Consider the following 25,243-nt stretch of genomic DNA (forward strand, 5'->3'; position numbering starts at 1 on the left):
GCGGTGTCAAATGGAGGAAACCTGCCGGAAACCAGGAGGGCGTGCAGGGGGAGGGCCGGGGGCGCCGGGGAGCGCGCGAGGACCCCGGATCAGGCGCCCGGCAGCGTGATCTTGAACTCGACCTCGGGCGGCCCGCGGTGGGTGCACTCGGCCGAGCCGCTGTGCGCCTCGGCGATCGCCTTGACGATCGCCAGGCCGAGGCCGGTGCCGCCCCGGTCGGCGCGGGTCGTCACGAACCGGCGGAACAGGCGGCCGGCGACGTGCCGCCCGATCTCGCCGCGGTTGCGGATCGAGATCGCGACCTGTCCGCCCAGGCGGGACACGGCGATGCGGATCGGGGCGGCGGCGTCGCCGTGCGTGCGCGCGTTGTCGAGCAGGTTGTCGAGCGCGCGCGACAGCCACAGCTCGTCGCCGCGCACCGCCGCCGAGCCCGGGGCGTCGAGCTCGACGCGGCTGCCGCGCTCCCGCGCCCGCGCCGCGGCGCTCTGCGCGATCTCGACGAGGTCGACGACCGCGGCCTGCTCCACGCCGCGCGCCTCGAGGCGCGCGAGCGACAGGAGCTCCCCGAGGAGCGCCTCGATGCGCGTGATCGCCTCGCGGATGCGCGCGACGAAGCGGCCCGCCTCCTCGCGGTCGTCGAGCGCCCCCTCGGCGAGCACCTCCGCGCTGGCGCGGATGGCGGCGACCGGGTTCTTGAGCTCGTGCGAGAGATCCGCGGCGAACGTCTCGACGAAGGGGCGGCCCTCGATCTGGCGCCGCATCGAGTCGATCGCGCGCGTCAGCCGCTGGACCTCGCGGCCCTGGGCCGGCGGCGGCGCCGCGCGCACCTCCCCCTCGCTGACGCGCACGGCGAACTCGGTGAGCGCCTCGATCGGCGTCGCGATGGCGCGGCCGATCAGGAACGACGAGAGCGCCGCCGCGGCGCCGAGCACCGTGCTGATCACGAGGATCGGCGGGGCGAAGTCGGCGACCATGCGCTGCACGACGATGGTCGGCTTGACGACCTGGACGCTCCCGACGCGCCGGCCGCGGACCTCGATGGGCGCGGTCACGAAGACGGTCCCGGGCTCGCCCGGCGAGGCGCCGCGCGCCCGGAGCACGCGGCCGTCCGGGTCGAGCAGCGCGATGCTCTGCGCGGCGGGGCCGTCGGCCTCGCCGTCGAGCGCGCGCACGGCCGCGAGGTCGACGCCGCGGACCTCCATCTCCATCGCGGCGACGGCGGCGAACGCGGCGGCCTCGTCGCGCGCGCTGCCCTCGGCGAGCAGCGTCGCGCGCGCCTCGATGCGATCGATCACGAGCAGCCCGAGCCCGAACGCGAACGCGCCGACGATGCCGCCGAGCGCGATGAAGATCTGCATCCGGATGCTCATGCCGGCCGTCCGGGCGCGGACGAGGCGCGAGGCGAACAGCGCGACGAGCAGGATGATCGAGACCGCCGCCGCCGCGGTGACGACGAGGCGCAGCATGCGTCAGTCGCCGCCTTCCCTGGGGCCCGGTCGGTCCGTGACGCGGTAGCCCACGCCGCGCACCGTCTCGATGAGGTCGGCGTCGCCGCCGGCCTCGACGACCTTCTTCCGGAGCCCCTTCACGTGCGAGTCGATGGTCCTGTCGGTGATCGCGAACCCGTCGCCCCAGACCCTGTCGATGAGCTGCGCGCGCGTGAAGACCCGGCCCGGCGCGGCGAGCATGCAGGCGAGCAGATCGAACTCGACGCGGGTGAGGTCGACCTTCTGCCCGTTGACGTGCGCCCGCCGCGTGGCCTCGTCGACGGCGAGCGGCAGCGGCGCGGGGGCGTCGGCGGCGGGCGAGGGCCGCGCGGCGCGGCGCAGGACGGCCCGCACGCGCGCCACGATCTCCCGGGGCGAGAAGGGCTTCGTGACGTAGTCGTCGGCGCCGGTCTCGAGCGCGGCCACGCGGTCGGCCTCGCTGTCGCGGCTCGACAGGACGATGATCGCGGCGCGCGCCGCGCTCCGCCGCACCTGGCCGATGAGGTCGAATCCGCTGCCGTCGGGGAGCATGAGGTCGAGGATGATGAGGTCGGCCTTGTCGATCTCCCGCTCCGCGGTCGCGAGCGTCGTGGCGACGGTGGCGACGAACCCGTCGCGCCGCAGGAAGTAGGCGATGGACTCGGCGATCGCCGGCTCGTCCTCGACGACCAGAACCTTGGCCATGGTCCGGGAGCCTAGAACGGCGCGGCGGACGCGTCGACTGGGCAGGCCGGCGGGGGCGGCCGTCGCTGCTGCGCGTCACGTAGCGGCGTGGCCGCATGGGCGCGCGATCACGTCGTCATGCGTCAGCTCGTCGTGTCAGCTTGCGCGGCCATGCCTCCCGCTGGTTCATGCGCTCACGCGATCGCCGCGTTGACGATCTCGCGCACCACGTTGAGCAGCCTCTCGTAGTGCTCCGGGACGGGCCGCAGGCCGGCGCAGTGGACGACGAGCCCGCCGCGGCGCAGCTCGAGGTGCCCCTGGAATCCGCGGCGGGCGAGGAGCTTGCGCAGGCGCGGATGGAACGCCGCGGCGGCGTCGCTCCGGGAGGCGGCGAAGGTCGTCACGTGCGCGTCCCAGAGCGCGTCGCCGAGCTCGACCCGGGGCGGGGGAGGGCTCTCGATGAACGCGACCCGCGTGAGGAAGTGCTCGCCCACGCGCATCGCGGCGCGGCGCGGGAGCGCCGGGTGCGTCGCGAAGCCGAGCAGCGACCGCTCGAGCGGCTCGGCCTCGCCCTCCGCGTACCAGGGCTCGACGATCACCGCGTGCCCGGGGTTGGCCGTCCACGTGCAAGCGGAGACGTAGGCGGAGGGCGGCGCGATCGTGTCGTACGGCTCCCAGCGGCGGAACCAGCCCTCGTCGGGGCGCGGGGTGAAGGCGAGGCCGCGCCGGGCAGCCCACGATGCGATGAGCTCGGATCCGGGCGGAGGCAGCATGTCGGCGAGGTTAATCGGCGCGGCGGCGCCCCGAAAGCCTCCGCCGCCACGCCGCGGCGAGCGCGCCGGCGCCGAGCGCGAGCCACGACGCCGCGCCGGCCGCGGCGCCGCTCCCGGGCGCGTCGCACGTGCAGCGGCCATAGATGCCCACCGTCGTCGAGGGGTCGTCGCCGTCGTCGTCCTCGTGGCCCGGGTAGGCTCCCGTGCCTCCCTGGCCCGCCGTGATCGGCGCGCCTCCCGCGTGGCCGTCCGTTCCGCCGGTTCCATCCGCGCCGCCGGCTCCGCTTCCGCTGCCGTCTCCGCCGGCGCCGCCAGTTCCGCCTTCACCTCCGGCCCCGCCCGCGCCGCGGGGGCCGCCCTCGCCACCGGCTCCGCCCTCGCCGCCGCCGCCCGTCTCCCCGCCGTCGTCCGCGCAGCGCGTGACGTGGAGCGGGCGCGTGCGCGTGCAGTCCGTCGGCGAAGCGCAGCGCGGATCCGGGAGCGCGGCCGGCGCCCTGTCGCCGCCGATCTCGCCGAGGGCCGGGTAGGCGACCTGGGTCCGCTCCCAGCGCTCCCCTGTGTGCTCCATCCAGCCGAGCACCCGCTCCTGGTACGGCGCCGCGCCGCCGATCGCCGGGTCGTAGACGCCGCGGCCCGCGTCGTGGTTCGGGTTGTTCGGGTTGTTGACGTACGACAGGCCGTTGTAGGCCCACAGGGCGCTGTACCAGTGCTCGATCACCGACGGCTGCCGGTCGCCAACGCAGCGCGTGGCCCTCCACTTCATCGCCAGGATGTGCGCGCCGGTGGCCGCGTTGTAGGCCGGGTCCGCGGCGACGCGGCGCGGATCGAAGTCCGGGCTGTCGCCGCTCCGCATGCCGCTCGTGATCTGGACGGCACCGTAGCCGCAGTCGAACGAGATGATCGTCTGCGAGCTCCCGCCGACCTGGTCCATGGGCCTGTCCGGCGCGCAGAACTGCCGCCACCCGGACTCCTGCATGCCGATCGCCTTCAGCAGCTCGCAGGGGAACGTGGCGGAGGCGTCGCGCGGCGCCTCGGGCGCGTCGCAGCCCTGGCGGAGATTGAACGCGGCGGGGCCGGCGTCGCCCCAGGCCGCGGGGCCCCGCGAGACGCGATCGAAGATGGCGTTCCACTCCGCGATCGACGGGTTGGCGCCGGGCACGGCGTCGATCGCGCAGCCGCGATCGTTGTAGGCGCTCGCCGCGGTGTAGCAGGGGCAGTACGCCGCGCGCGCGGCCGGCGCGATCAGCGCGGCCGCGGCGAAAACAGCGGCGCTCGCGAGGAGGCGGCGGCTCATCGCGGCGCCTCCGACGTGGTGAAGCCGGCGACGGCGACGCGCGCCCCGGGTGGCGCGGGGATCGCGGCGACCTTGCCGCTCTCCGCGCGGATCGCGAACGGCACCGGGAACGCGGACGGGCTCGTGTGCAGCGCGGCCACCCACGCGGCGTCCGGCGAGACGGCCTGGATGGCGTCGACGCCGGCGCCGAGCGGGCCGCGGACCGCGGCGCGGGCGCCGACGAGGACGAGCCCCTTCCTGGGATCCGGCGTGTACGCGAGCCCGCCGCCCGGCCAGACGTGCGGGGCGAGGCCGTTGCTCGCGCTCGTCTCCAGCCGGGTGCGCTTGCCGGTCCCGAGATCGATCCGATCGATGACCCACGTGCGGGGGTCGACCTCGTGCCGCCCCTGGTACACGAGCGCGCCCGCCGCCTCATCGATGGAGAAATCGCGCGCGAACGGCGGGATCGACGGGGCGAGCACGCGCGTCGCGCCGGTGTCGGGGTTCACGAGGACGATGTCGGCCGACCCCGGCGCGACGCGGTAGATCACGAGCTCGCCGCCCCACGCGCCGGCGAGGAAGGCGAGGTAGCCCGTGTGCCTGTGCACGGCGCGGGTCGCGCCGGTGGCGAGGTCGACCTCGTCGATGGTCAGCGCATCGACCCGCAGGCGCGCGACATCGCCGTCGGGGGGCGGCTCCGGGCCGGCGACCCCGCGCGACACGAAGACGCGCCCGCCGGCGGTGACGAGCGGGCGGCTCGCGTGCACGACGCCGTCGCAGAGCGCGACGGGCTCCGCGTGCGGCTCGATCCGGAAGAGGCTCGCGTTGAACGAGCGATCGCGGGACGGGCTCGTGTCGGCGGTCGCGACGACGATCTGCGTCCGCGGCACGACGCGCGCGCGGACGACCGCATCGTCCAGATGACGGAGCGTGGCGAGCGCGGGGCCAGCCTTGGCGCCGCCCACGGGGGCGATGTGGAGCGTGGTCCGGGGTGTCCCCGGGTACGTCGCGAGGATCGCCACCTGCACGGGGGCGGCGTTCGCGGCCGGCGCCGCGAGGGCCGCGGGCACGAGGAGCCGGCCGACCGGCGCGAGCGCGGGCGCAGGGCGCTCGCCGCCGTCGGCGAGCACAGCCGCCGCGGCGATCGCGAGCGCGCCGGCGAGCGCCATTCTGCTCAGGCGGAACCGTATCAGAAGAGAGCGGGCGGAGGAGCTGAGACGCACGCTGGAAGAGTAAACGATGCGCCGGCGATCGCCCCCTTACCTGCGGGATCGCGCCGGTGCGCCCCGGTCGTCCGGGGTGGCAGCTCACCTTGCCCCCGCGCCCGCCGCCGGCGGCTCACGGGGTGACCCGCGCTCAGAAGCGGCCGGACACGCCGATGCCGGCCGCGTCAGGCCCGGCGACCGGGGTCACACGGAGCTTCGCGGCGGGGGCGAGCAGGCCGGAGGGCGACCGGGGCTGGTTGAACCCGAGCTCCCAGATGAGGCCACCGGCGATGCCGGCCGCGCCCAGCCCGAGGAGCACGCCGCCGACGGTCGCGTACGTGCGGCCCTGGTTTCCTTGATCGGCCACGTCCGGCTCGCAGTTGATCCGCGTCGGACAGCTCTCCTCGGCGGCGCTGATGTCCCCGAAGCCGCTCGAGGTCAGGATGCCGCCGACGAGCAGCGTGACGACGCCGGCGCCCGTGGCGATCCACGGCGCGTAGCCGTGAGGGGGCTGCGGCGGAGGCGCCTCCACCGTGCGGCTCGGGACCGCCGAGACGGTGGGGACAGGCGGGGGCGGCACGGGCGCCGACGCGGACTCGCTCGCGGTCGGCGTCGGCGCCGACCGCAGGGAGTTCCTGAGGTTCTGGATCTTGTCCTGGATCGTCTGCGCGTCGCTCGCGTCCGGCGTGCGGGCCAGGTACGTCTCGAGCGCGTTGATCGCCTCCGCGCGGTCGCCCTTCTTCTCGTACGCGTTGGCGATGTTGATGAGCACGGGGTGCGCCGTGCAGTCGAGCTGGTAGGCGTCCTTCCAGTACTGGATGGCGCGGTCGTAGTCAGCCCGCTCGTAGAACTGCGTGGCGGCCTTGTGCGCGCCCTTGGCGCCCTCGAGGTCGGCCGGCGTCGCCGTGCGGTTGCACTCGGGGTACTGGGTGGCCGGATCTCCTGCTAGGGCCAACCCCGCAGCGAGGAACATCCCCGCGCCGAGACCGACCAGCCAAGTCCGAAGCACACGCATCCGAGCCGCCCTCCACGAGAAGTGGGCGCAGCATACTGATCCGTCTCGCCGGCAGCGAGAAAAAGGAATCACGACGGACTTCGAGGCAATGCGATCGGCCTGCCGGACCGGCGGACCGGGCGGCCGAGCCAGGCGCCCCGCGAGGGCCTCCAGGGAAAGCCGACGCCCGTACAGCGCGCCCGCGCGGGCGGCGAGCGCGGCATCACGGCGCGGCGCGCGCGGCGTCACGGCGCGCCGGTGCGGGCGCACGAGGGCGCGCCGGCGCGGGGGCGCGACAGGGAGAGGCGCGGTCCCGACGCTTGCCAAGGTGCCGGTTCTGCTAGTCTCGCCCGGTGATGCTCCCCGAAAAGAAGCAGATCCTCGTCGTGGATGACGAGGCGAACCTCCGGCGGGTCCTCAGCGCCCAGCTCGGCCGGGATGGCTACGAGGTCCACACGGCCGAGGACGGCGAGGAAGGCCTCGCCTTCCTGAAGGAGCACCACATCGACCTGGTGATCACCGATCTCCGGATGCCCAAGGTCGACGGCATGGACCTGCTCCGCGCCGCGCTCCGCGACGACCCCTCGCGGCCCGTCGTGCTCCTCACGGCGCACGGGACGGTCGACAACGCCGTCGAGGCGCTCAAGACCGGCGCCTTCGACTACATCACGAAGCCGTTCGATCAGAACGAGGTGCGCGTCGTCGTGAAGAAGGCGCTCCGCACGCGCGACCTCGCGAGCGCGGACGCGACGCGCGACGTCACCGCGGCGCCGCCCCGGGGCGGCTCCGACCGGTTCGGCATCATCGGCGAGAGCCCGCCCATCCAGGAGCTCTACGCGATCCTCGAGCGGGTCGCCGACACGCCGACGACGGTGCTCATCAGCGGCGAGAGCGGCACCGGCAAGGAGCTCGTCGCGCGGGCGCTGCACGAGAACTCCAGCCGGCGCGACAGGCCGTTCATCAAGGTCAACTGCGCGGCCATCCCGAAGGATCTCATGGAGTCGGAGCTCTTCGGCTACGAGCGCGGGGCGTTCACGGGCGCGGTCGCGTCCAAGCCGGGGCGCTTCGAGCTCGCCTCCGGCGGGACGCTGTTCCTCGACGAGATCGGCGAGATCCCGACCGAGATGCAGGTGAAGCTCCTGCGCGTGCTCCAGGAGAGCGAGTTCGAGCGGGTCGGGGGCATCAAGACGATCCACGTCGACGTCCGGCTCGTCGCCGCGACGAACCGCGACCTGAAGCGGGAGATCGCGGCGGGCACGTTCCGCGAGGACCTCTTCTACCGGCTCAACGTCGTCCCGATCGCGCTGCCTGCGCTGCGCGACCGGCGGAGCGACATCCCCCACCTCTGCGCCCACTTCGTCGCGAAGTTCAACGCGCGCCTGAAGAAGAGCATCGAGGGCATCGAGCCCGAGGCCCTCGAGCGCCTCTCGTCGCACGCGTGGCCGGGGAACATCCGCGAGCTCGAGAACGTCGTCGAGCGCGCGCTGCTCTTCGCCGACGGCTCGCGCATCCGCCTCGACGACCTGCCGGAGGAGATCCGCAGCGGCCCCAGCTCGTCCACGGGCGCGTCGGTGCCGCTCGTGGCGGCGGCCGCGGATCCGGCCCTGGCCCTGGCCCCGTCGACGCCCGACGGGCTCAAGGAGCAGGTCAAGGCGGCGATGAGCAAGCTCGAGCGCGACCTCATCGAGCGCGCCCTCAAGCAGACGCACGGCAACGTCACGCACGCCGCGCGGCTCCTCAAGATCTCGCGCAAGGGGCTCCAGCTCAAGATGAAGGAGCTGAACCTCCGCGAGCGCGACCCCGAGTGATCCCGTGGGCACCGGCGAGCAGCGCTCCGACCGCGCGCCGAGGGGGAAGGCCCTCGCCGCCGCCGTGTCGCTCGCCGGGCTCCTCGCGGCCTCGCCCGGCTGCGATCGCGGCGGCGCGTCGCCGCGCGCGGACGCCGAGCTCGACGCCGCGCCGCCCTGGGACGTGAGCCTGACCGAGCCGGAGCCGCGCCCGGGCATGGCGTGGATCCCGAAGGGCGTGCTCATCGCGGGCACGCCGCCGGACCGGCTGCCGCGCATCGCCGACGAGGAGATGGCGGGCGCGCAGGTCGTGATGCACGGCTTCTACATCGACGTCTACTCGTACCCCAACGAGGTCGGCGCGATCCCGACGACGAACGTCACGCAAGAAGAGGCGCGCGCGCTCTGCGAGGCGCAGGGCAAGCGCCTCTGCACGGAGCTCGAGATCGAGCGGGCCTGCAAGGGGCCCGAGAACACCACGTACGAGTACGGCGACACGTACAAGGCCTCGGCCTGCGCGACAGGGCAGAGCCGGGTGCTGACGCCCAACGGGGTGAACGCCGGGTGCATCAGCGGGTTCGGCGTGCACGACCTGCACGGCGGCGTGTGGACGTGGACCTCGAGCCAGTGGCTGCGGGACCGCAGCAAGCCGGGGCTCGTGACGCTGCGCGGGGGCAACGGGCCGAGCGGCGACCTCGTGGGGCGCTGCGCCCACGGCCGCGGCGTCAAGCCCGACGCGCGCCGCCCCGAAGTCGGCGTGCGCTGCTGCGCCGGCGAGGTGAACAGCTTCGAGGTCGTGCTCGACGTGGATCGGGATCGCCCGCTCCGGCTCGAGCCGCTCTTCGACCCGCGCGCGGCGGCGCAGCTCTCGCTGCTCGCGCCGGAGGAGGTGCGTGCCGCGGCCGGGCCCGCGCCGGCCGAGGACGCGTTCAAGGTCGAGCGCACGTGGACGTGGCACCCCCGCGACAACGAGGAGCTCGTGCTCGGCGGAGGCTGCGCGCGCCCGGGCGCCGCGAAGGCGGAGCCGCGCGGTCGCGGCAAGCGCGCGAAGCGCGCGCGCCCGGCGGACGGGACGGCGTGCGGGCTCATCGTCGCCCGGATGCGCTCCGGCGCGCCGGCGCTGCTCGCGTTCGTCCCGTCGGACCTCTGGGAGCCGACGCTGGGAGAGACGGACTCCCCGCGCGAGCTCCTGCTCTACGGCGGCGACGCGCTGGGCGCGTTCCGTCGCCGCGTCACGTACGAGTGGGGGAAGATCGGCGTCGCCGACAAGGAGCGAAAGCGCAAGCACAAGGGCCGCCGCGGGCTCTCGTACGATTGAGCCCCGTGTCGCCGGGCGTGGCGGCGGGGGTGGCGCCGGGCCGCGGAGGCAACCACATTCCGTGGGCGCGCTCCGGGCCATGGCACAATGGCCTTGCGCCCGCGCGCCTGGAAGGGCAGCGCTGGCGTCGCGCACCGCCGTTCAGCCCGCGCGCCGCCTGCGCTCCGTCCGTACGCTCCCCGATGACCCGCCCGCACGATCCCGAACCGCGCGATGCGCCGAGCAGGCGTCCGGACGACCTCGCGCGGCGGCGCGCGGCGGTCCGGAGGTCGCTGCGCGCCGCGGTCGCGCTGGGCTGCGCGCGGCTCCGCGGCGCGCGCGGCGGTCGCCTCGGCCTCGCCATGGCCGCGCTGATCTCGCTGGGGTACGGCGCGATGGCGCTCGTGCTCCGGCTCGACGACGGGACGACGTCCCTCGAGGGGCTGCTCGGCTCCGCGGCGCGCGGGCTCGCGTGGGCGGCGGCAGGCCCTGTCGCCCTCGCCGCGGCGCACGACCGGCCCGCGGCCGACCGCCGAGACGGCATCGAGGCGCTCGCCGCCGCCCGCGGGATCTCGCGCGCGTCGCTCCACGGCGCCCGCAGCCTCGCCGCGATGCTCGAGGTCGCGCGCGTCGTCGCCCTCCCGCTGGCCGCCCTCTCCGTGCTCGCAGCGCTCCTCTCCGGCTCGGCGCTGCTCGCCCTGCAGCACCTCGCCTTCGGCGCGGCGCTCGCCCTCTTCGGCGTGGTCTCCGGCGTGACGCTCGGCGGCCTCGCCGCGGCGAGCGGCCGCGTCGCCGCGGCGCGGGGGCGCGCGCTGTTCCTCGCGCTGATCCTCGTCCCCTGGGCCCTCGCCGACCTCGCCGGCGATTCGAGGTGGTCGATCCCGGGCGCGCTCGGCGCGTTCCTCTCCTTCGCGGCCCGCTCGGCGGGGGGGCCTGTCGGATGAGCCCCGGCGCGCCCATCGCGGTGCTCGAGGGGGTGCGCGCGCGCGACGGCGCCGGTGAGGCGGGGCGCCCGCGCGGGAGCCTCTTCGGCGCGGCGGCGGCGCTCGGCCCGGGCGTGCACGCCGTCCTCGGCGCGCCGGAGGACGGCACGCTCGCGCTCGCCGAGCTGCTCGCGGGGCGCGCCGCGCCCCTCGCCGGCCGCGTCCTCGTGGCGGGGCGCGATCCGTTCCGGAGCGCGTCGACGCGGGCGCGGATCGGCGTGCTCTCCGTCGCCCCGGAGCTGCCCGACGGCGTCTCGGTGGCGTCGTCGATGTCCGTCGCGCTCCGGGCCCGCGGCGCCCCCCCGACCAGCGCCGCGGCGCTGCTCGAGGCGCTCGGCGTCGCGCCGCTCCTCGCCCGCAGGCGGGCGTCGCTGAGCTTCGCCGAGGCCCGGGCCGTCGAGCTGGCGCTCGCCCTGGGCGCGCCGCAGCCTCTGCTGCTCTGCCTCTTCGAGCCGTTCGCCGACGTCGCCGTGACGTCGCTGGCGCGCGTCCGGGAGCGCCTCCGCGCGCTTGCGGACGGCGGCGCCTGCGTCGTGCTGATCACGTCGTCGACCGTCGACGCGAGGGCCCTCGCCGACCGCATCCACGTGCTCGATCGTGGCGCCTTTGTCCGGACCGAGCCCGGCGACGGCGAGCGCCTCGCCGGCGCCCCGGTCTCGGCAGCGCCGGGGGCAGGGAAGCCCGACGTCGAGCTCCACGTGCTCGTCCACGAGCGGGCGCCCGACGCGCCCGGCGCTCGCGCGCTCGCCGCGGCGCTCGCGAGCTCTCCCTCCGTGCGCGCCGGCGCGTGGGAGAAGGGGCCCGGGGGCGTGTCCTCGATGCTGCGGATCCGGGCTGCGGACCGGGAGGCGGCGGCTCTCGCGATCCTGGATGCGGCCGCCCGGGAGGACGTCATGCTCGCCGCGATCTCCTCTCCCGCGCCGTCGATGCACGACGTGAGGGCGGCGACCGCGCTGCACCTGGTCGCTGTGCGCCCGCGCTGGCCGTTCGGTGCGCCGCGCGGCGATGCCGCGCTCCCGCCCGATGCCGCGCTCCCGCCCGATGCCGCGCTCCCGCCCGGCGCCGCGCTCCCGCCCGATGCCGCGCTCCCGCCCGGCGCCGCGCTCCCGCCCGGCGCGCCGCCCCGGGGGCCGGTCGCCGTGGCAGCGTTCGGCGCCCCTGCGCCGCCGGCCCCACCGCTTCCCTCCCCGCCGTCCGGCCCGGCGCCCGCCGGCGTGTTGCCGGCCGGCGCACTGCCGGCGGCTCCTGGCGGCGCTTCTGGCGGACAGCCCGCGGCGGAGCCGCCGCTGGCCGACGGTTCACCGCGCGCTGCAGAGACAGGACCCCACGATGGCCGGTGAGGGCGCGCCCGTGGCCGCAGTCCAGCCGCTGCCGCCCGCCGAGGGCCACCCCCGGCGGAGCGCGGCCGCGCTCCTGGGCGTCCGGCTCGGCCTGGAGATGGCGCTGAGCCGCCTCCGCGCGCGCCGCCCGCTCCTGGCGCTCGGCCTCGGCGTCGCGCTCGCGGTCGCGGCCGCGGTCATCGAGGTCGCGTTCGGCTCCTCCGGGGCCGTGGACCGCGCGCTGCTCGCGACGTTCCGCCTCGTCATGCCGCTCACGATCTTCGCCCTCGCCGCCGACGCCGCGGACCGGACCACGCTGCGCGAGGCGGCCTGGCCGGCGGCTCGCTTCGGTGCCTCGTCCCACCACGTCGCGCTGGGCATCGCCCTCGCCGCGCTCCTGTCGTCCGCCGCGGCGGGCGCGCTGCTCGCCGCCGTCGTCGTCGCGATCGCCCACGGTCCCGGCGCTGCGCCGCTGGCCCGGGACATGGTCACCAGTGGGTGGATCGGCGCGCTCACCGGCGCCGCCTACGCCGGCTGGTTCTCGCTCGGCGCGACCTTCCTGCGGCGCGGCTCGGGCCGCTTCGTCCCGCTCGTGGCCGACTTCGTGCTCGGGGGCTCGGCCGGGGTTGTCGGCGCGCTGTTGCCGCGGGGCAACGCCGTGAACCTCCTCGGCGGGCCCCCGCCGCTCGAGCTCGCGCAGCCCGCGAGCGCCGGCCTGCTCGCGCTCAGCGCGATCGTCCTGGCGCTCGCCGCGGCGGCCCGGTGCAGGGAGTAGCGCTGCTGCTCCGGGCCTTCAGCTGCGGTCGCGTTCGGTCGAGGCTCCCCCGACCGCCCGTCTGACCTCCCCGCGGCGCCGTGGACGGCGCAAGGGGGATGGCTTCATCCGCCCGTTCACGTACTCTTCAAGGAATGACCTACAGCGACGACGAGGCCACCAAGGCGGTCAACACGCCTCGTTCGGTCCTGCTCGTCGGCTCGGCGGAGGAACTGGCCGCGCGGTGCAGGGGGATGTGCCTGCGGGCCCGCGTCATGCTCATCGTCGAGAGCGATCTCGCGGCGCTGACGAACACGGCCGTCGAGCGCAAGCCGCTCGCGCTCCTGTTCCCCGACGACATCTACGCGTTCGACAGCGCGGAGTTCGACGCGCTGGCGCGCGACATCCAGGCCGCGGTGGTGACCCTGGAGCCCGGGATCTCCGACGAGGTCATCGAGGCGCGGCTCGCCGAGGCGCTGCTCCGCGCCGAGGTCCTCCGGCAGCCCGAGCCCACGTCGAGCCGCTACGTGCTCGTCCCTGACGGACCGCGCCGCTCCAAGCGCCGCTGAGGGGGCCCTCCGGCCCCCGCGCGCCCCGGCGCCCGCCGCACGACCTCGGCCCCCGCCGGCGCGATTCCGCTCTCCCGCAGGGCGCCGCCCTCGCGCATGATGGCGCCCGATGATGGCGACAAGGAGCTCCCTCCCTTGAATGAGCTGCACCTCGACCCCGCCGCGTCCAGCCTGACGATCCGCACCCGCGCCGTCGGGATGCTCGCGCGGCTGGCGCACGACCTGGAGATCGCCGCGTCCGATCTGCGCGGCCTGGCGCGGCTCGACGGCGACGCCTGGACGGCCGAGCTCTCCGTCCCTGCGGCCGGGCTCCGCGTCGCAGGGGTCCTTCGCGGCGACCGCGTCGACCCGGACGCGCTCTCGGCCGGGGATCGCCGCGACATCGAGCGGCGCATCCGGGACGAGGTCCTCCGGGGCACCGAGGTCGTGGAGATCCGCGCCTCGGGGGCCGCGCGGGATCGCGCCGACGTGCGCGTCCAGATCGCCTCGGGGAGCGCCGCGCTGACGGCGCGCCTCGCCCCGCGCGAGCGCGGGGAGGGGGCCGTCGGGGTGGCGGGGGGCTGTCAGCTCTCGCTGACCGCGCTCGGCGTGCGCGAGGTCAAGGGGCCGCTCGGCGCCTTCAAGGTGCGCGACGAGATAGAGATCCTCTTCGATCTCACTCTGCGGCCGGCGGGCTAGGCGGCTCGGTCGGGAGCTCGGGGGCGGCCGCGCCGCGCGAGCACGCCCCGTGGACCTGGTAGGGCTTGCCGGAGAGCCGCTTCGCGAGCGAGGCCCCGCGCCAGGCGACGTACGCCTTGTTGAACTCGAGCACCTGATCGGCGGCGAAGTACGGGTTCTTCGTCTTGCCCAGCGTGACCAGCGTGAGCACCTGCTCCGCCACGCTCACGGGGCAGCCCTCGAGTCGGATGACGGTCTCGTTCCGGGCCATCGCGAGCTTCGACGTCACCTTCACCATCTTGGCGAGGACATCGTCGTGCTTCGCCGTGTACGGGTCCCGCGCGCTCCGCTCGCGGTACAGGCTGTCGATGCTGATGAGCTGGTCGCCGATCTTGCCCTTGTACGTCGCGCAGTCGCCGATGAAGACGACCTTCTCGCCCGGCTTCGCGTCGATCGGCCCCTCGTAGGCGCCGAACACCACGTGCATCCGCGGCATCTTCGCGTCGCACTCCTTGTCGTACTCGCGCAGGATCTCGATCGCCTCCTCGATCGCCCCCGGGCAGCCGCCCCAGCAGTAGTCTGTGTGCTCGGGCTCGGGCGGCGACCCCGCGTACGCCGTGATGTTGGTCCCCTCGAAGTACTTCTCGACGCGGACGAGGCCCACCTTGAACCCCTTCGCCTTCTGCTGCGCCTCCGCGAGCGTCACGTCCCCCGTGATCTCGATCTCGCCGAGGTCCATCGGGCCGAACCCGCGCTCCGCGGGCAGGCGGATGTGCTCGACGCTCCTCGGATCGACGCCGATGATCTGACAGCACACCGCGTCGAACGCGACCTGGTTGTTCCCCATGATGATGAGCCCCAGGTCGAACGGCGTCGGCGTGAGCATCCGGCCCTCGCCCGCGGTGATCGCGTCGATCGCGATGAACTGCGGCTGCACGATGTACTGGAGGTCGGCGACCTTCTCGTTCAGCCGGTGGTCGTGATCGATGAGGCGGTGGCGATCGTCCTGGATCCCGATGTAGTTCTTCATCGAGAAGGTCACGGTCGTCCACGGGTGCGACTTGAACTTGGGGCAGTTCACGAAGAAGTCGGCCTTCGCGACGGGCTCTGGCGTGAACACGTAGTCGCGCAGCCGGCCCTCGTGCGTGAGCGGGATCTCGACCTGCTGCTCTTCCTCGAAGTGGTAGTGCTTGACCCCGGTCCGCCGGAACATCGGGTAGTAGCCGGCGCCCTCGTACGTCATGCGGGTCGGCAGCGTGATGCCGCACCGCTCGCCGACGGCGAGCTCGGTCACGCGCCCGTCGTCGCGATCCTTGAGCGCGCCGATCACCCCCTCGATGAACTCGGGGCGCGTATAGGCGTGGGGGAAGTGCGCGCCGGAGGCGACGACGTTCGGCTTGATCAGCGTCCGGCCGTGCGGGCGCAGCCCGAGCTCCTCGAGGCCGCTGCGCACGATGTCGCGGATCTTCGCCACGTCATACGTCGAGCAGCGCCGCAGAATTACACGAGGGCGCGACGTAATTTTCATGGAAACCAGCGTAAAGGCCGCCGTGGACCACCGCAACACCCGCCGGTCGCCAGGCCGCGCTGAAGCAGGCCGCGCTGAAGCAGGCCGCGCTGCGGCGCGGATCAGCTCGGACGCTCGCCGGCGACGAGCTGCGCGAGCTCGGCGCGGACCTCACGCGTCGCGTCGATGAGCCGGCCCTCCAGCTCATAGACGCGCTCGGCCGGCGCAGGTTCGCCGGGCGCAGGGGGGATCAGGCGACAGCGGGCCACCTTCACTCGGATCGCCGTCCCGCTCGAGCGGAGCGAGCCCTCCACGCGCGCGCCGGGGGCCGCGGAGGCGGTCGAGCGGAGCCGCGCGCGGTCGCCGTCGAGCTCGACGAGCTCCGCCTCGCCGCCCCTGGACCAGGTGAGGTGCGGCGTCATTCCGGCCTCCGCGGGCGGGCGCGGTTCTCGCTGCGCTCCGCGCGGGGCGGGCCGCCGCGCCCGCGGTCGCCTCCGCCGCGGGCACGCTCGATGGCCGCGCGCGCTTCCCGCGCGGCGTCCTTCTCCTTCAGGCTCTCGCGCTTGTCGACGGTCTTCTTCCCCTTGGCGAGGGCGATCTCCACCTTGACGCGGCCGTTCTTGAAGTAGAGACGGGTCGCGATCACCGTCATGCCTTCCCGCTCCACGCCCTTGCGGATCGCCTCGATCTCGCTCTCGTGGAGCAGCAGCTTGCGCGGGCGCTTCGGCTCGTGCCCGAACGCCGCCTGGGGCATGACGGAGATGTTGACCCCCTTCAGGAACATCTCGCCGTTCTCGATGGCGCACCAGCTGTCCGTCAGCTCGGCCGCGCCGTCGCGGAGCATCTTCACCTCGCTGCCGAGCAGGACGAGCCCCGCCTCGTACCGGTCCTCGAGCGTGTAGTCGAAGGTCGCGCGCTTGTTGCGCACGATGAGCTTCTCTCCCTCTCGTTCCTTCTCTTTGTCGGCGCGGCTCACGCGGCCGCATAGCGCGCGCGCCGCCGCCTGTCCACCGTCTCCCCGCGCGCCCGCCGGGCCGGCGGAGCGCGCCGCTCCCGCAGGGAAGCTGCGGGTCGGCGCGGCGGCGGGGTCGTCGCTTGACGCCGATCGCCACCGCCCGTCCAATACACCCTGAGCACGACTTTCCGTCGGGCCGGAGGACTCAGCGACTCAGTGATCCGCGGACTGCGCTCATCCGCCTGGCTCGGTGCGGTGATGGTGATCGCCGCGCTGGCCCCCGCGTGCAGCTGTAGCTGCGCCGCCGACGCGGGGATGGTGGCTCCCCCGATCGCGAGCGGCGACGGGGCCGGCGGCGACGGGGGCCACGACGCTGCCGCGAGCTCGGGCAGCGGCGGCGAGGGGCCTGGTGGGGGCGCGCCGGCCGCTGCGCGCGTCGGGACGAGCGAGACGGTGACCGCCGGCGAGGTCGCGAAGAGCGCGCGCTACCGGATGGAGTTCACGCTCGGCCAGCCGACGCAGAACCAGGAGACGACGACATCACCCCGGTATCGGATGCAGGGCGGGCTCATCGGAGCCAGCGGGAGCTTGCCATGAAGAGGACCTGGCGATGAGGGCATCGACGATCGCGCGGTACATGACGGCCTTCGCCCTGGCGGCGGGCGCGGTAGCGGGCGCAGGGACCGCGGCCGCGGCGGTGCCGGCGACCATCACCCACCAGGGCCGGCTCTACGACGCGGAGGGCGCGCCCATCGACGAGACGATCGACGTCGTCTTCGCCCTCTACGACGCTCGCGAAGCGTCGACGCCCGTCTGGAGCGAGGTCCATGCGATCACCTTCGAGGACGGCTACTTCTCGGTGCGCCTCGGCTCGATCGTCCCGTTCGATGGCGCGATCTTCGACGGCGCCGAGCGGTACCTCGGCATCACGGTGGGCGACGACGTGGAGCTGGAGCCGCGCGCGACCGTCGCGAGCGTGCCGTACGCGCTCCTCGCCGGCAACGTGAGCGGCGACATCACGCCGAGCTCGGTCACGGTGAACACCTCGAGCGGCAGCACGGTGCTCGTCGACCGGAGCGGGATCTCGGTGAACGGCACCCTGGTGATCAACGAGAACGGGGAATGGGTCGGCTCGCCGACGGGGCTTCAGGGGCCCGAGGGGCCGGCAGGACCGCCAGGCCAGGCCGGGCCGGTAGGGCCGGCGGGCGCCGCCGGTCCGGCCGGACCGAGGGGGCCGGAAGGCCCGGAGGGGCCGGAAGGGGCAGCGGGACCCGTCGGGCCCGCTGGACCGGTGGGGCCGACCGGGCCCATCGGTCCGGCAGGTCCGGTAGGGCCGAGGGGGCCGGAAGGACCAGCCGGGCCCGCTGGTGCCGCGGGGCCCAGGGGGCCAGAAGGCCCGATAGGACCCGAGGGCCCGATCGGCCCTGTGGGGCCGAGGGGGCCGGAAGGGCCGATCGGGCCGATGGGACCCGAGGGCCCGGTCGGTCCGATGGGGCCGGAGGGGCCGATCGGACCGGAGGGACCTCCCGGGCTCGACGGCGCCGTGGGCCCCGCGGGACCCACCGGGCCCCAGGGACCCCAGGGGCTCCGCGGTCTCACCGGCCCCGCTGGTCCGGTCGGGCCACAGGGGGTCGTGCTGTCGCTGATGGTCCATGGCGTCGGCCCGCACGACGCGTTGCCGGCCGGGATGCCCATCGCGTTCTTCGGCCCGACGGCCTCTGTCGAGATCGCGTCGACGAGCCAGTCGATCTACGCGACCGCCCATCGGTACCTGGGCGCGGACACCCTCCCGGCGGACAATCTCAACCTGTACATGTGCACCCAGCGGGTTCGCTCGGGACCGTCCGGCCCGGTGCTCGACGAAGTGCGCGTGGCCGGCCTCGGCATGACGGGAGGTCGTGTCCCGGCGCGCACGCGCGTGTCCTTCGGGCTCAACGCCGTGATCACCGGCCTCGCCGCGGGCACCTACAACATCGGCATGTGCGGCCAGACCTTCAGCGCGAACTGGGTCAGCAACGATTACGGCTACCTCTCGCTTCTCCTCGTCAACGGCGGCTAGCCGATCAGCGTCGCTGACAGGCGCGATGCCCGCGCTGCTCCGATCGAACCGGACAGACACGAGCGCGTTCGCCTTTCCTCGCTTGCCGTGAGCGCACGGGCTCGGCGCGACGCGCGGGCTCGGCGCGACGCGCGATAATTTTGCGTCAAAGAGCGGAAAGCAGCGGCGCGCGTGCGTCTGCGCGCCGCCCACGCACGATCGCCCGCGACGCTTGGACGCTCGGCTGAAAGGGGGCTAAACACTCGCGCTTTCACGCGGGTCTGTCCGCTCCGGACGCCATCCCCGCGGGGCACCCTTCCGCGCCTCTATGCAATCGATCTGTCTCCGCGGCGCCCGCACGCACAATCTCCAGGGCATCGACCTCGATTTCCGGCCCGGCGAGCTCGTGGCCATCGCCGGCGTGTCCGGCGCCGGGAAATCCTCGCTCGCGCTCGACACGCTCTACTCCGAGGGACAACGCCGGTTCGTCGAGAGCTTCAGCCCGTATGCCCGCCAGTTCCTCGAGCGGCTCGAGCGGCCGCCGATCGACGCGCTCGAGCCCGTGGCGGCCGGCGTCGCCGTCGATCGCCGCGCGCCGGTCAAGAGCTCGCGGTCGACCGTCGCCACCATGGCGGACCTCGAGCCGTACTTCTGCGCGCTCTTCGCGCGCGAGGCGGTGCCCGTCTGCCCTTCCTGCGGCGTGCCCGCCGCGCGGACCGACCCCGCGCGCGCGGCCGACCTCGCCGCGAGCGCGCACGAGGGGGCGACCGCGCTCGTCACGTACCCGATCCCCGTGGCGGGCGCCGAGCGCTTCCTCGACGTGCGCGAGTCGCTCCTCGCCTCCGGCTACCGGCGCCTGCTCGTCCGCGGGGAGGCGCGCGATCTCGACACCGTGGCGCCCTCCGAGGCGCTGAGCGGCACGGACAAGGTCGAGGTCATCGTCGACCGCGTCCGCGTCGCCCCCCGGGAGCGCCGGCGCCTGGGCGCCGCCATCGAGGAGGCGTGGAAGGGCGGCGGCGGCGACGCGTCGCTCCACCTGCACAAGAAGCGCGAGGAGCCCGACGGCAACGGCGCGGGATCGACGCGGCTCCGGCTCGTGCGCGGGCTCGCCTGTCCCTCGTGCGCGCGCGCCTTCGATCCGCCGCGCCCCGGGCTGTTCTCGTACCAGTCCCCGACCGGCGCGTGCACCTCGTGCCGCGGCTTCGGCCGCACCCTCGGCATCGACTACGACAAGGTGATCCCGGACCCGTCGAAGTCGATCGCGGGCGGCGCGATCCGCCCCTGGAATGGCCGCTCCACGACGTGGGAGCGAAAGGTGCTCCGCGCGTTCTGCGACCGGAACGGCATCCGCACCGACCGGCCGTGGCGCGAGCTCTCCGAGGCGCAGCGCGCGCTCGTGCTCGAGGGCGAGGGCACGTGGAGCCAGGGGAAGTACCCCGGCGTCAAGGCCTGGTTCCGGTGGCTCGAGACGCGCACCTACAAGATGCACGTCCGCGTGCTGCTCGCGCGCTACCGCACCTACGACGTCTGCGGCGCGTGCGACGGCAAGCGGCTCTCCCCCGAGTCGCTCCTCTACCGCGTCGGCGGCCTCGACCTCGCCGCCTGGCACGAGCTCGAGCTCCGCGACGCCCGCGCGCGGCTCGAGGCCGAGCGCCCCCAGACGGGCCAGGGCGAGATGGCGCGGCGCGAGCTCATCGCGCGCCTCGGCTACCTCGAGCGGGTCGGGCTCGGCTACCTCTCGCTCTCTCGCCAGGCGCGCACGCTCTCGGGCGGCGAGGCGCAGCGCGTCGCGCTCACCGCGGCGCTCGGCACCTCGCTGACGGGCGCGCTCTTCGTGCTCGACGAGCCGACCGTCGGCCTGCACCCGACGGACATCCCGCCGCTCGTCGCCGCCATGCGCGAGCTCGCCGACCGCGGCAACGCCGTGCTCGTCATCGAGCACGAGCCCCTCGTCATCCGCGCGAGCGACCGCGTCGTCGAGCTCGGCCCCGGCGCCGGCAAGCAGGGCGGCCGCGTCACGTTCGACGGCCCGCCCGAGGGGCTCGCCGCGCGCGGCCCGCTGCCCGCGGCGCCCGCGGAGCGCCGCGCGCCGACCGGGAAGATCACGATCCACGGCGCCCGCGAGAACAACCTCCGCGACGTCACGGTCGACATCCCGCTCGGCGTCGTCACCGCGATCACGGGGCCGAGCGGCTCGGGCAAGAGCACGCTGGTGAACGACGTTCTCTACCGGCATGTCGCGCGGGCGCGCGGCTACAAGGACGTCGAGGCGCCCGGCCTGTACCGGCGCATCGAGGGCACGGCCGACATCCGCACGATCACGCTCGTCGATCAGGCGCCCCTCGGGCGCACCTCGCGGGGCAACCCCGCGACCTACACCGGCGCGTGGAACCGCATCCGCGCGCTCTTCGCCGAGCAGCCGGAGGCGGCGGCCCGGGACCTCGGGCCCGGCCACTTCTCGTTCAACGTCGCGCTCGGGCGCTGCGAGGCGTGCTCGGGCGAGGGGAGCGAGACGATCGAGATGCAGTTTTTGGCGGACGTGTCGCTGACGTGCCCCACCTGCAAGGGCAAGCGGTTCCGCGACGAGGTGCTCGAGGTGAAGCTCGACGGCCGCTCGGTCGCCGACGTGCTCGATCTCTCGATCGACGAGGCGTTCGACGCCTTCGCGCGGGAGCCCTCGGTGCGGCGGGCGCTCGCGCCGCTCAAGCAGCTCGGGCTCGGCTACCTCACGCTCGGCCAGCCGCTCTCGACGCTCTCGGGCGGCGAGGCGCAGCGGCTCAAGATCGCGCGCGCGCTCGGCGAGCCGTGCGCTGGCGCGCTCTTCGTGCTCGACGAGCCGAGCGCCGGCCTTCACCCGGAGGAGGTGAAGCACCTCAACGCCGCCCTCTCCGTGCTCGTGACCGAGGGCGCCTCGGCGATCGTCGTCGATCACGACCTCGACGTCATCGCCGCGGCCGACTGGGTCATCGACCTCGGCCCGGGCGCCGGCAGCGAGGGCGGGCGCGTCGTCGCCGAGGGGACGCCGGAGGCGGTCGCCAGGACGGCGTCGCGGACCGGCAGCTCGCTCGCCGGCTGGTTCGCGCAGCGGGGCGAGGGCGCGGCGCGGCGGCCGCGCCGCGCCGCGGCGGCCGCGGCGACCTCCGCCCCGAAGCCCGGCAAGCGCGGCGGCAACGGCGCCGCGCGCGCGCCGCTGGACCCGGGGCGCATCGAGGTGGAGGGCGCGCGCGAGCACAACCTCGCCGAGGTCTCGACCGTGATCCCGCACGGCCAGATCGTCGTCGTCACCGGCCCGAGCGGCTCCGGCAAGAGCACGCTCGCCTTCGACGTCGTCTTCGCCGAGGGCCAGCGGCGCTTCCTCGAGACGCTGACCCCCTACGCGCGCCAGTTCCTCCCCACGCTGCCGCGGCCCGACGTCGACCGCGTGACCGGCGTGCCCCCGTCGATCGCGCTCGAGCAGCGCACGACGCGCTCGGGCGCCAACTCGACCGTCGCGACCGTGACCGAGATCGCCCACTACCTGCGGCTGCTCTACGCCAAGGTCGGCGAGGCGCGCTGCCCGGACTGCGACGTCCCCATCGAGGCGCGCTCGCCCGACGAGGTCTACCGCGCGCTGCTCTCGACGCGCGGCGCGCGGACGCTCCTCGCCCCCGCCGTCGTGGCGCGCAAGGGCACGTACCTCGACGTGTTCACCGCCGCCGCCCGCGCCGGCATCACCCGCGCGCTCGCCGACGGCGAGCCGTGCGCGACCGACAGCCCGCCCCGCCTCGACAAGCGCCGCGAGCACTCGATCGACCTCGTGATGTACGAGGGGCGCATGGACGGGCTCGATCGCGCGCTCTTCGATCGCGCCCTCGCGTTCGGGCGTGGGGCGGTGAAGCTCGCGGGCGGCCGCGGCGGCGAGCAGCTCCTCTCCACGACGCGCACCTGCCCGCGCTGCGGCGGCGGCGTCCCGGAGCTCGATCCCCGCTGGTTCTCGTTCAACACGAAGCAGGGCCGCTGCGAGGCGTGCGAGGGGACGGGCGCCTCGGACTTCGACGACGACGCGCTCGCGACGCCCGATCCGTGCGAGGCCTGCGGCGGCTCGCGCCTCGCGCCGATCCCGCGCGCCGTCCGGCTCGCCGGCGAGCGGTACCACCAGGCGTCGGGCCGGTCGGTCGCCGCGGCGGCCGCGTGGGCGAGGGGGCTGCGCTTCACGGGCGACCGCGCGCTGATCGCCGAGGCCCCGCACAGGGAGCTCTGCCGCCGGCTCGACTTCGTCTGCGAGGTGGGCCTCGGCTACCTGACGCTCGACCGGCGCGCGTCGACGCTCTCGGGCGGCGAGATGCAGCGGCTGCGGCTCGCGGCGCAGCTCGGCAGCGGGCTCACCGGCGCGCTCTACGTGCTCGACGAGCCGACCATCGGCCTGCACCCGCGCGACACGGATCGCCTGCTCGGCAACCTGCGGCGGCTCGCGGACATGGGGAGCACCGTGCTCATGGTGGAGCACGACGCCGACACGATCCGCGCCGCGGATCACCTGATCGACCTCGGCCCCTCGGGCGGCCGCAAGGGCGGCAGGATCGTCGCGGCGGGCGCGTCGCGCGAGGTGCTCGCGAACCCCGACTCGCCGACCGCCCGCGCGCTCGCCGGCGAGGACGCCCTGCTCAGCGCGCGCCCGGCGCGCCCTCCGTCGCGCGAGCACATCGAGCTCCTCGGCGCGCGCGCGCACAACCTCCAGGGCGACGCCCTCCGGATCCCCGCTGGCCGCATGACGGTCGTCGCCGGCGTCTCCGGCTCGGGGAAGAGCACGCTGATCCAGAAGGTGCTCTACCCCGCCGCGCGCCGCGCGCTGAAGCTCGAGGCGCCCGAGCCGGGCCCGCACAAGGCGCTGAAGCTGCCGAAGAGCATCCTGCGGGCGGTGGCCGTCGACCAGTCGCCGATCGGCCGGACGCCGCGCTCTGTCCCGGCGACGTTCCTCGGCGTCTGGGACGAGGTCCGCAAGCTCTACGCCGCGTGCCCCGACGCGCAGGTGCGCGGCTACGGCCCGGCGCGCTTCTCCTTCAACACGGCCTCGGGCGGGCGGTGCCCCGCGTGCGAGGGCCAGGGCGTCATCGCGCACGAGATGTCGTTCTTGCCCGACGTGACGACGCCCTGCGAGGCGTGCGGCGGCGCGCGCTTCGAGCCGGCGACGCTCGACGTGCGCTACCTGGGCCTCTCCGTCGGCGAGGTCCTGGACCTCACCGCCGAGGAGGCCGTCGAGGTCTTCGCGGCGCACCCGCGCATCCGCGCGCCGCTCGCGACGATGTGCGATCTCGGCGTGGGCTACCTCCACATCGGCCAGGGCTCGCACACGCTCTCGGGCGGCGAGGCCCAGCGGCTCAAGCTCGCGGCGGAGCTGACGGCCGGCGCGCGCCCCAAGCCCACGCTCTACGTGCTCGACGAGCCCACGACCGGCCTGCACCTGGCGGACGTGACGCGCCTTGTCCGCGTGCTCGATCGCCTCGTCGAGCGCGGCGACACGCTGGTGATCATCGAGCACCACCCCGCGGTCATCGCGTGCGCGGATCACGTGGTGGAGATGGGCCCGGAGGGCGGCGCGGGAGGGGGGCGTATCGTGGCGGAGGGTACCCCGCGCGAGCTGGCGCGTCAGCCGACGGCGACGGGCGAGGTGCTGAAGAGGATCTTCGCGAAGGCGACATGAGCGAGCGCGCCAGCCACCGGGGGCGCGCTCGCCTCGAGGGTACGATCAGGCCTCGGAGCGCTTCGCGTACTGGTACGCGGTGTACGCGGAGATCAGGTGGCAGATCCAGCCGAGCCAGCCGCCCGTGCCGATCCACAGGCCCGGCGTGACGATCAGCCAGAAGATGCAGCGCAGAAACGCGCCGTTGTAGAGCTGCCCAACGCCAGGAACGAGGAACGAGAGGACTGCGGCGATCCCGGATTTGCTCATGGCATCGGAACCTGATCACCCCGACCGCCATGTCAAGCGGGCTCAGGAGGGCGCCGGATCGCCCGCGCCGCGGTCGCCGGCGTGGCGGGCAGCGCCGCTCCGCTCCGCGCCGTTCCCGTCCGTTCCTGTCAGTTCCTGCCTGGAAGGATGATCCTCCGCCGGCCTGACGAGGACGTAGAGGGCGTGGGGGTGGGGGTCGTCGCGGACGGCGTCGTCTGGGTTGGCGGCGTTGTCGTCGCGGTGGGCGTGGTCGCCGGCGGCGTTGTCGTGGCGCCCGCGCTGGGCGTCGTCGGCGTCGGCTTCGGTTGTGGTTTCGGCTGCGGCTTCGGGGCCGCCACGGGGACCGGCTCCGGCGGGGGCGGCTCGGGCGTGGTGGTCGCGGGCGGGGGCGGCGGCGCGTCGCCGGCGACCGACACGGGGGCCGGCGGGGGCACCTCGACCGCGGGCAGCGCGGCGTCGTCGGACGAGCTGCTGCGCATCATGAAGAAGGCCATCGCGCCGCCACCGAAGACGACGAACGCGCCGAGCCCGATCAGCGCGAGCGGCAGGCCGGAGCTCCTGGGACGAGGCCGCGCCGGGACCGGGTACATCGGGGGGCCGCCTGGCATCTGGGGAGCGCCGCCCGCGTGGTACCCCGGCGCGCCGGCTGCACCCGGTGCGCCGAACGGGGGTCCGCCGTACGGGCCGCCGGGGGGCTGGGCCGGCTGCCCGTAGGCGCCCCCGGCTCCGGGGGGGTCGTACGTCGCCGTTGCTCCAGGTCCGTACGGTCCGGGGCCGCCCGCCGGCCCCGCGCCGAACGGCGGTGCGGTATTGCTCCCGCCTTCGACGATCGTCCGTGGGACGCCTGCGCCAGCCGCTCCTGGCCCCTGCGGCGCGGCGCCGGGCGGCACGGGGAAGGTGCCCTGAGGCGAGTTGGGCCCTGCGAGCGGAGGCTCGCCGGGCACGGTCTTGCCAGGGCCGTACATGCCGCTCGGGGGCGCAGGCCATCCGGGCGGGGGACCGCTATTCTGGTTGCTCATCGGGATCGCATCCTACCGCGCGCTCCGGGCGAGT

The 25,243-nt window shown here is 74.9% G+C and carries 21 protein-coding genes; 11 read left to right on the top strand and 10 right to left on the bottom strand.

Annotation, left to right across the window (positions count from 1 at the left end):
• Positions 1-89: 89 nt before the first annotated feature.
• The 6 genes from WMF24_RS12890 to WMF24_RS12915 form a co-directional block, all read right to left on the bottom strand.
• Positions 90-1,466 carry a histidine kinase dimerization/phospho-acceptor domain-containing protein gene (locus tag WMF24_RS12890; protein WP_437736687.1) on the bottom strand — a complete coding sequence of 459 codons (1,377 nt, stop codon included), beginning with the start codon at positions 1,464-1,466 and terminating at the stop codon, positions 90-92.
• A 3-nt stretch (positions 1,467-1,469) separates the two neighbouring features.
• Positions 1,470-2,171: a winged helix-turn-helix domain-containing protein gene (locus tag WMF24_RS12895; protein WP_437736688.1), complete on the bottom strand. Its 702-nt coding sequence runs from the start codon at positions 2,169-2,171 to the stop codon at positions 1,470-1,472.
• A gap of 173 nt (positions 2,172-2,344) precedes the next feature.
• On the bottom strand, positions 2,345-2,923 hold the full coding sequence (locus tag WMF24_RS12900) for a hypothetical protein (protein ID WP_437736689.1): 579 nt from the start codon (positions 2,921-2,923) through the stop codon (positions 2,345-2,347).
• Between the two features lie 10 nt (positions 2,924-2,933).
• Positions 2,934-4,217, bottom strand: coding sequence for a hypothetical protein (locus WMF24_RS12905; RefSeq protein ID WP_437736690.1), 1,284 nt, complete (start codon positions 4,215-4,217; stop codon positions 2,934-2,936).
• A complete protein-coding gene (locus WMF24_RS12910) occupies positions 4,214-5,365 on the bottom strand; it encodes a hypothetical protein (protein WP_437736691.1) in 1,152 nt (383 codons plus the stop codon). Before WMF24_RS12910 ends, WMF24_RS12905 begins: the two co-directional genes overlap by 4 nt.
• Positions 5,366-5,552: 187 nt before the next feature.
• Positions 5,553-6,356, bottom strand: a complete 804-nt coding sequence (locus WMF24_RS12915; protein ID WP_437736692.1) for a tetratricopeptide repeat protein — start codon at positions 6,354-6,356, stop codon at positions 5,553-5,555.
• Positions 6,357-6,751: 395 nt separating this feature from the next.
• Here WMF24_RS12915 and WMF24_RS12920 point away from each other — a divergent pair, with 395 nt between their 5' ends.
• The 7 genes from WMF24_RS12920 to WMF24_RS12950 all read left to right on the top strand — a co-directional run bounded on the left by WMF24_RS12920 (position 6,752) and on the right by WMF24_RS12950 (position 13,782).
• The gene (locus tag WMF24_RS12920) at positions 6,752-8,203 is read left to right on the top strand and encodes a sigma-54-dependent transcriptional regulator (RefSeq protein ID WP_437738799.1); all 1,452 of its coding nucleotides are present in this window, start codon (positions 6,752-6,754) and stop codon (positions 8,201-8,203) included.
• 4 nt (positions 8,204-8,207) lie between these two features.
• Positions 8,208-9,500 (top strand): formylglycine-generating enzyme family protein, encoded by a 1,293-nt coding sequence (locus WMF24_RS12925; protein WP_437736693.1) that lies wholly within the window; start codon positions 8,208-8,210, stop codon positions 9,498-9,500.
• Positions 9,501-9,682: 182 nt separating this feature from the next.
• Complete coding sequence (locus WMF24_RS12930; RefSeq protein WP_437736694.1) at positions 9,683-10,423, top strand: hypothetical protein; 741 nt, start codon at positions 9,683-9,685, stop codon at positions 10,421-10,423.
• Positions 10,420-11,802 (top strand): ABC transporter ATP-binding protein, encoded by a 1,383-nt coding sequence (locus WMF24_RS12935; protein WP_437736695.1) that lies wholly within the window; start codon positions 10,420-10,422, stop codon positions 11,800-11,802. The genes WMF24_RS12930 and WMF24_RS12935 overlap by 4 nt, the downstream gene beginning before the upstream one ends.
• Positions 11,792-12,556 (top strand): hypothetical protein, encoded by a 765-nt coding sequence (locus tag WMF24_RS12940; protein WP_437736696.1) that lies wholly within the window; start codon positions 11,792-11,794, stop codon positions 12,554-12,556. The genes WMF24_RS12935 and WMF24_RS12940 overlap by 11 nt, the downstream gene beginning before the upstream one ends.
• Before the next feature lie 134 nt (positions 12,557-12,690).
• A complete protein-coding gene (locus WMF24_RS12945; protein WP_437736697.1) occupies positions 12,691-13,104 on the top strand; it encodes a hypothetical protein in 414 nt (137 codons plus the stop codon).
• 135 nt (positions 13,105-13,239) lie between these two features.
• Positions 13,240-13,782, top strand: a complete 543-nt coding sequence (locus tag WMF24_RS12950; protein WP_437736698.1) for a hypothetical protein — start codon at positions 13,240-13,242, stop codon at positions 13,780-13,782.
• Here WMF24_RS12950 and WMF24_RS12955 read toward each other — a convergent pair.
• The 3 genes from WMF24_RS12955 to smpB all read right to left on the bottom strand — a co-directional run bounded on the left by WMF24_RS12955 (position 13,760) and on the right by smpB (position 16,244).
• Entirely contained in the window at positions 13,760-15,235 is a 1,476-nt protein-coding gene (locus tag WMF24_RS12955) for a DUF362 domain-containing protein (protein WP_437736699.1), read from the bottom strand. The genes WMF24_RS12950 and WMF24_RS12955 overlap by 23 nt on opposite strands.
• Positions 15,236-15,390: 155 nt before the next feature.
• Positions 15,391-15,690 carry a hypothetical protein gene (locus WMF24_RS12960; protein WP_437736700.1) on the bottom strand — a complete coding sequence of 100 codons (300 nt, stop codon included), beginning with the start codon at positions 15,688-15,690 and terminating at the stop codon, positions 15,391-15,393.
• Positions 15,687-16,244 carry an SsrA-binding protein SmpB gene (gene smpB, locus WMF24_RS12965; RefSeq protein ID WP_437736701.1) on the bottom strand — a complete coding sequence of 186 codons (558 nt, stop codon included), beginning with the start codon at positions 16,242-16,244 and terminating at the stop codon, positions 15,687-15,689. The genes WMF24_RS12960 and smpB overlap by 4 nt, the downstream gene beginning before the upstream one ends.
• Before the next feature lie 237 nt (positions 16,245-16,481).
• Between smpB and WMF24_RS12970 the strand changes: the two genes are divergently transcribed.
• From WMF24_RS12970 to uvrA, 3 genes are all read left to right on the top strand, one after another.
• On the top strand, positions 16,482-16,820 hold the full coding sequence (locus WMF24_RS12970) for a hypothetical protein (RefSeq protein WP_437736702.1): 339 nt from the start codon (positions 16,482-16,484) through the stop codon (positions 16,818-16,820).
• Positions 16,821-16,833: 13 nt separating this feature from the next.
• On the top strand, positions 16,834-18,282 hold the full coding sequence (locus WMF24_RS12975; RefSeq protein ID WP_437736703.1) for a collagen-like protein: 1,449 nt from the start codon (positions 16,834-16,836) through the stop codon (positions 18,280-18,282).
• Positions 18,283-18,589: 307 nt separating this feature from the next.
• Complete coding sequence (uvrA, locus tag WMF24_RS12980) at positions 18,590-23,941, top strand: excinuclease ABC subunit UvrA (RefSeq protein ID WP_437736704.1); 5,352 nt, start codon at positions 18,590-18,592, stop codon at positions 23,939-23,941.
• A 45-nt stretch (positions 23,942-23,986) separates the two neighbouring features.
• Here uvrA and WMF24_RS12985 read toward each other — a convergent pair whose 3' ends face one another.
• Positions 23,987-24,190 carry a hypothetical protein gene (locus WMF24_RS12985; RefSeq protein WP_434046992.1) on the bottom strand — a complete coding sequence of 68 codons (204 nt, stop codon included), beginning with the start codon at positions 24,188-24,190 and terminating at the stop codon, positions 23,987-23,989.
• Between the two features lie 147 nt (positions 24,191-24,337).
• On the opposite strand from WMF24_RS12985, the gene WMF24_RS12990 reads away from it, so the two are divergent.
• Positions 24,338-24,904, top strand: a complete 567-nt coding sequence (locus WMF24_RS12990) for a hypothetical protein (protein ID WP_437736705.1) — start codon at positions 24,338-24,340, stop codon at positions 24,902-24,904.
• Positions 24,905-25,243 lie beyond the last annotated feature (339 nt).

It is taken from the genome of Sorangium sp. So ce1335, assembly GCF_051521615.1.
Classification (GTDB): domain Bacteria; phylum Myxococcota_A; class Polyangia; order Polyangiales; family Polyangiaceae; genus Sorangium.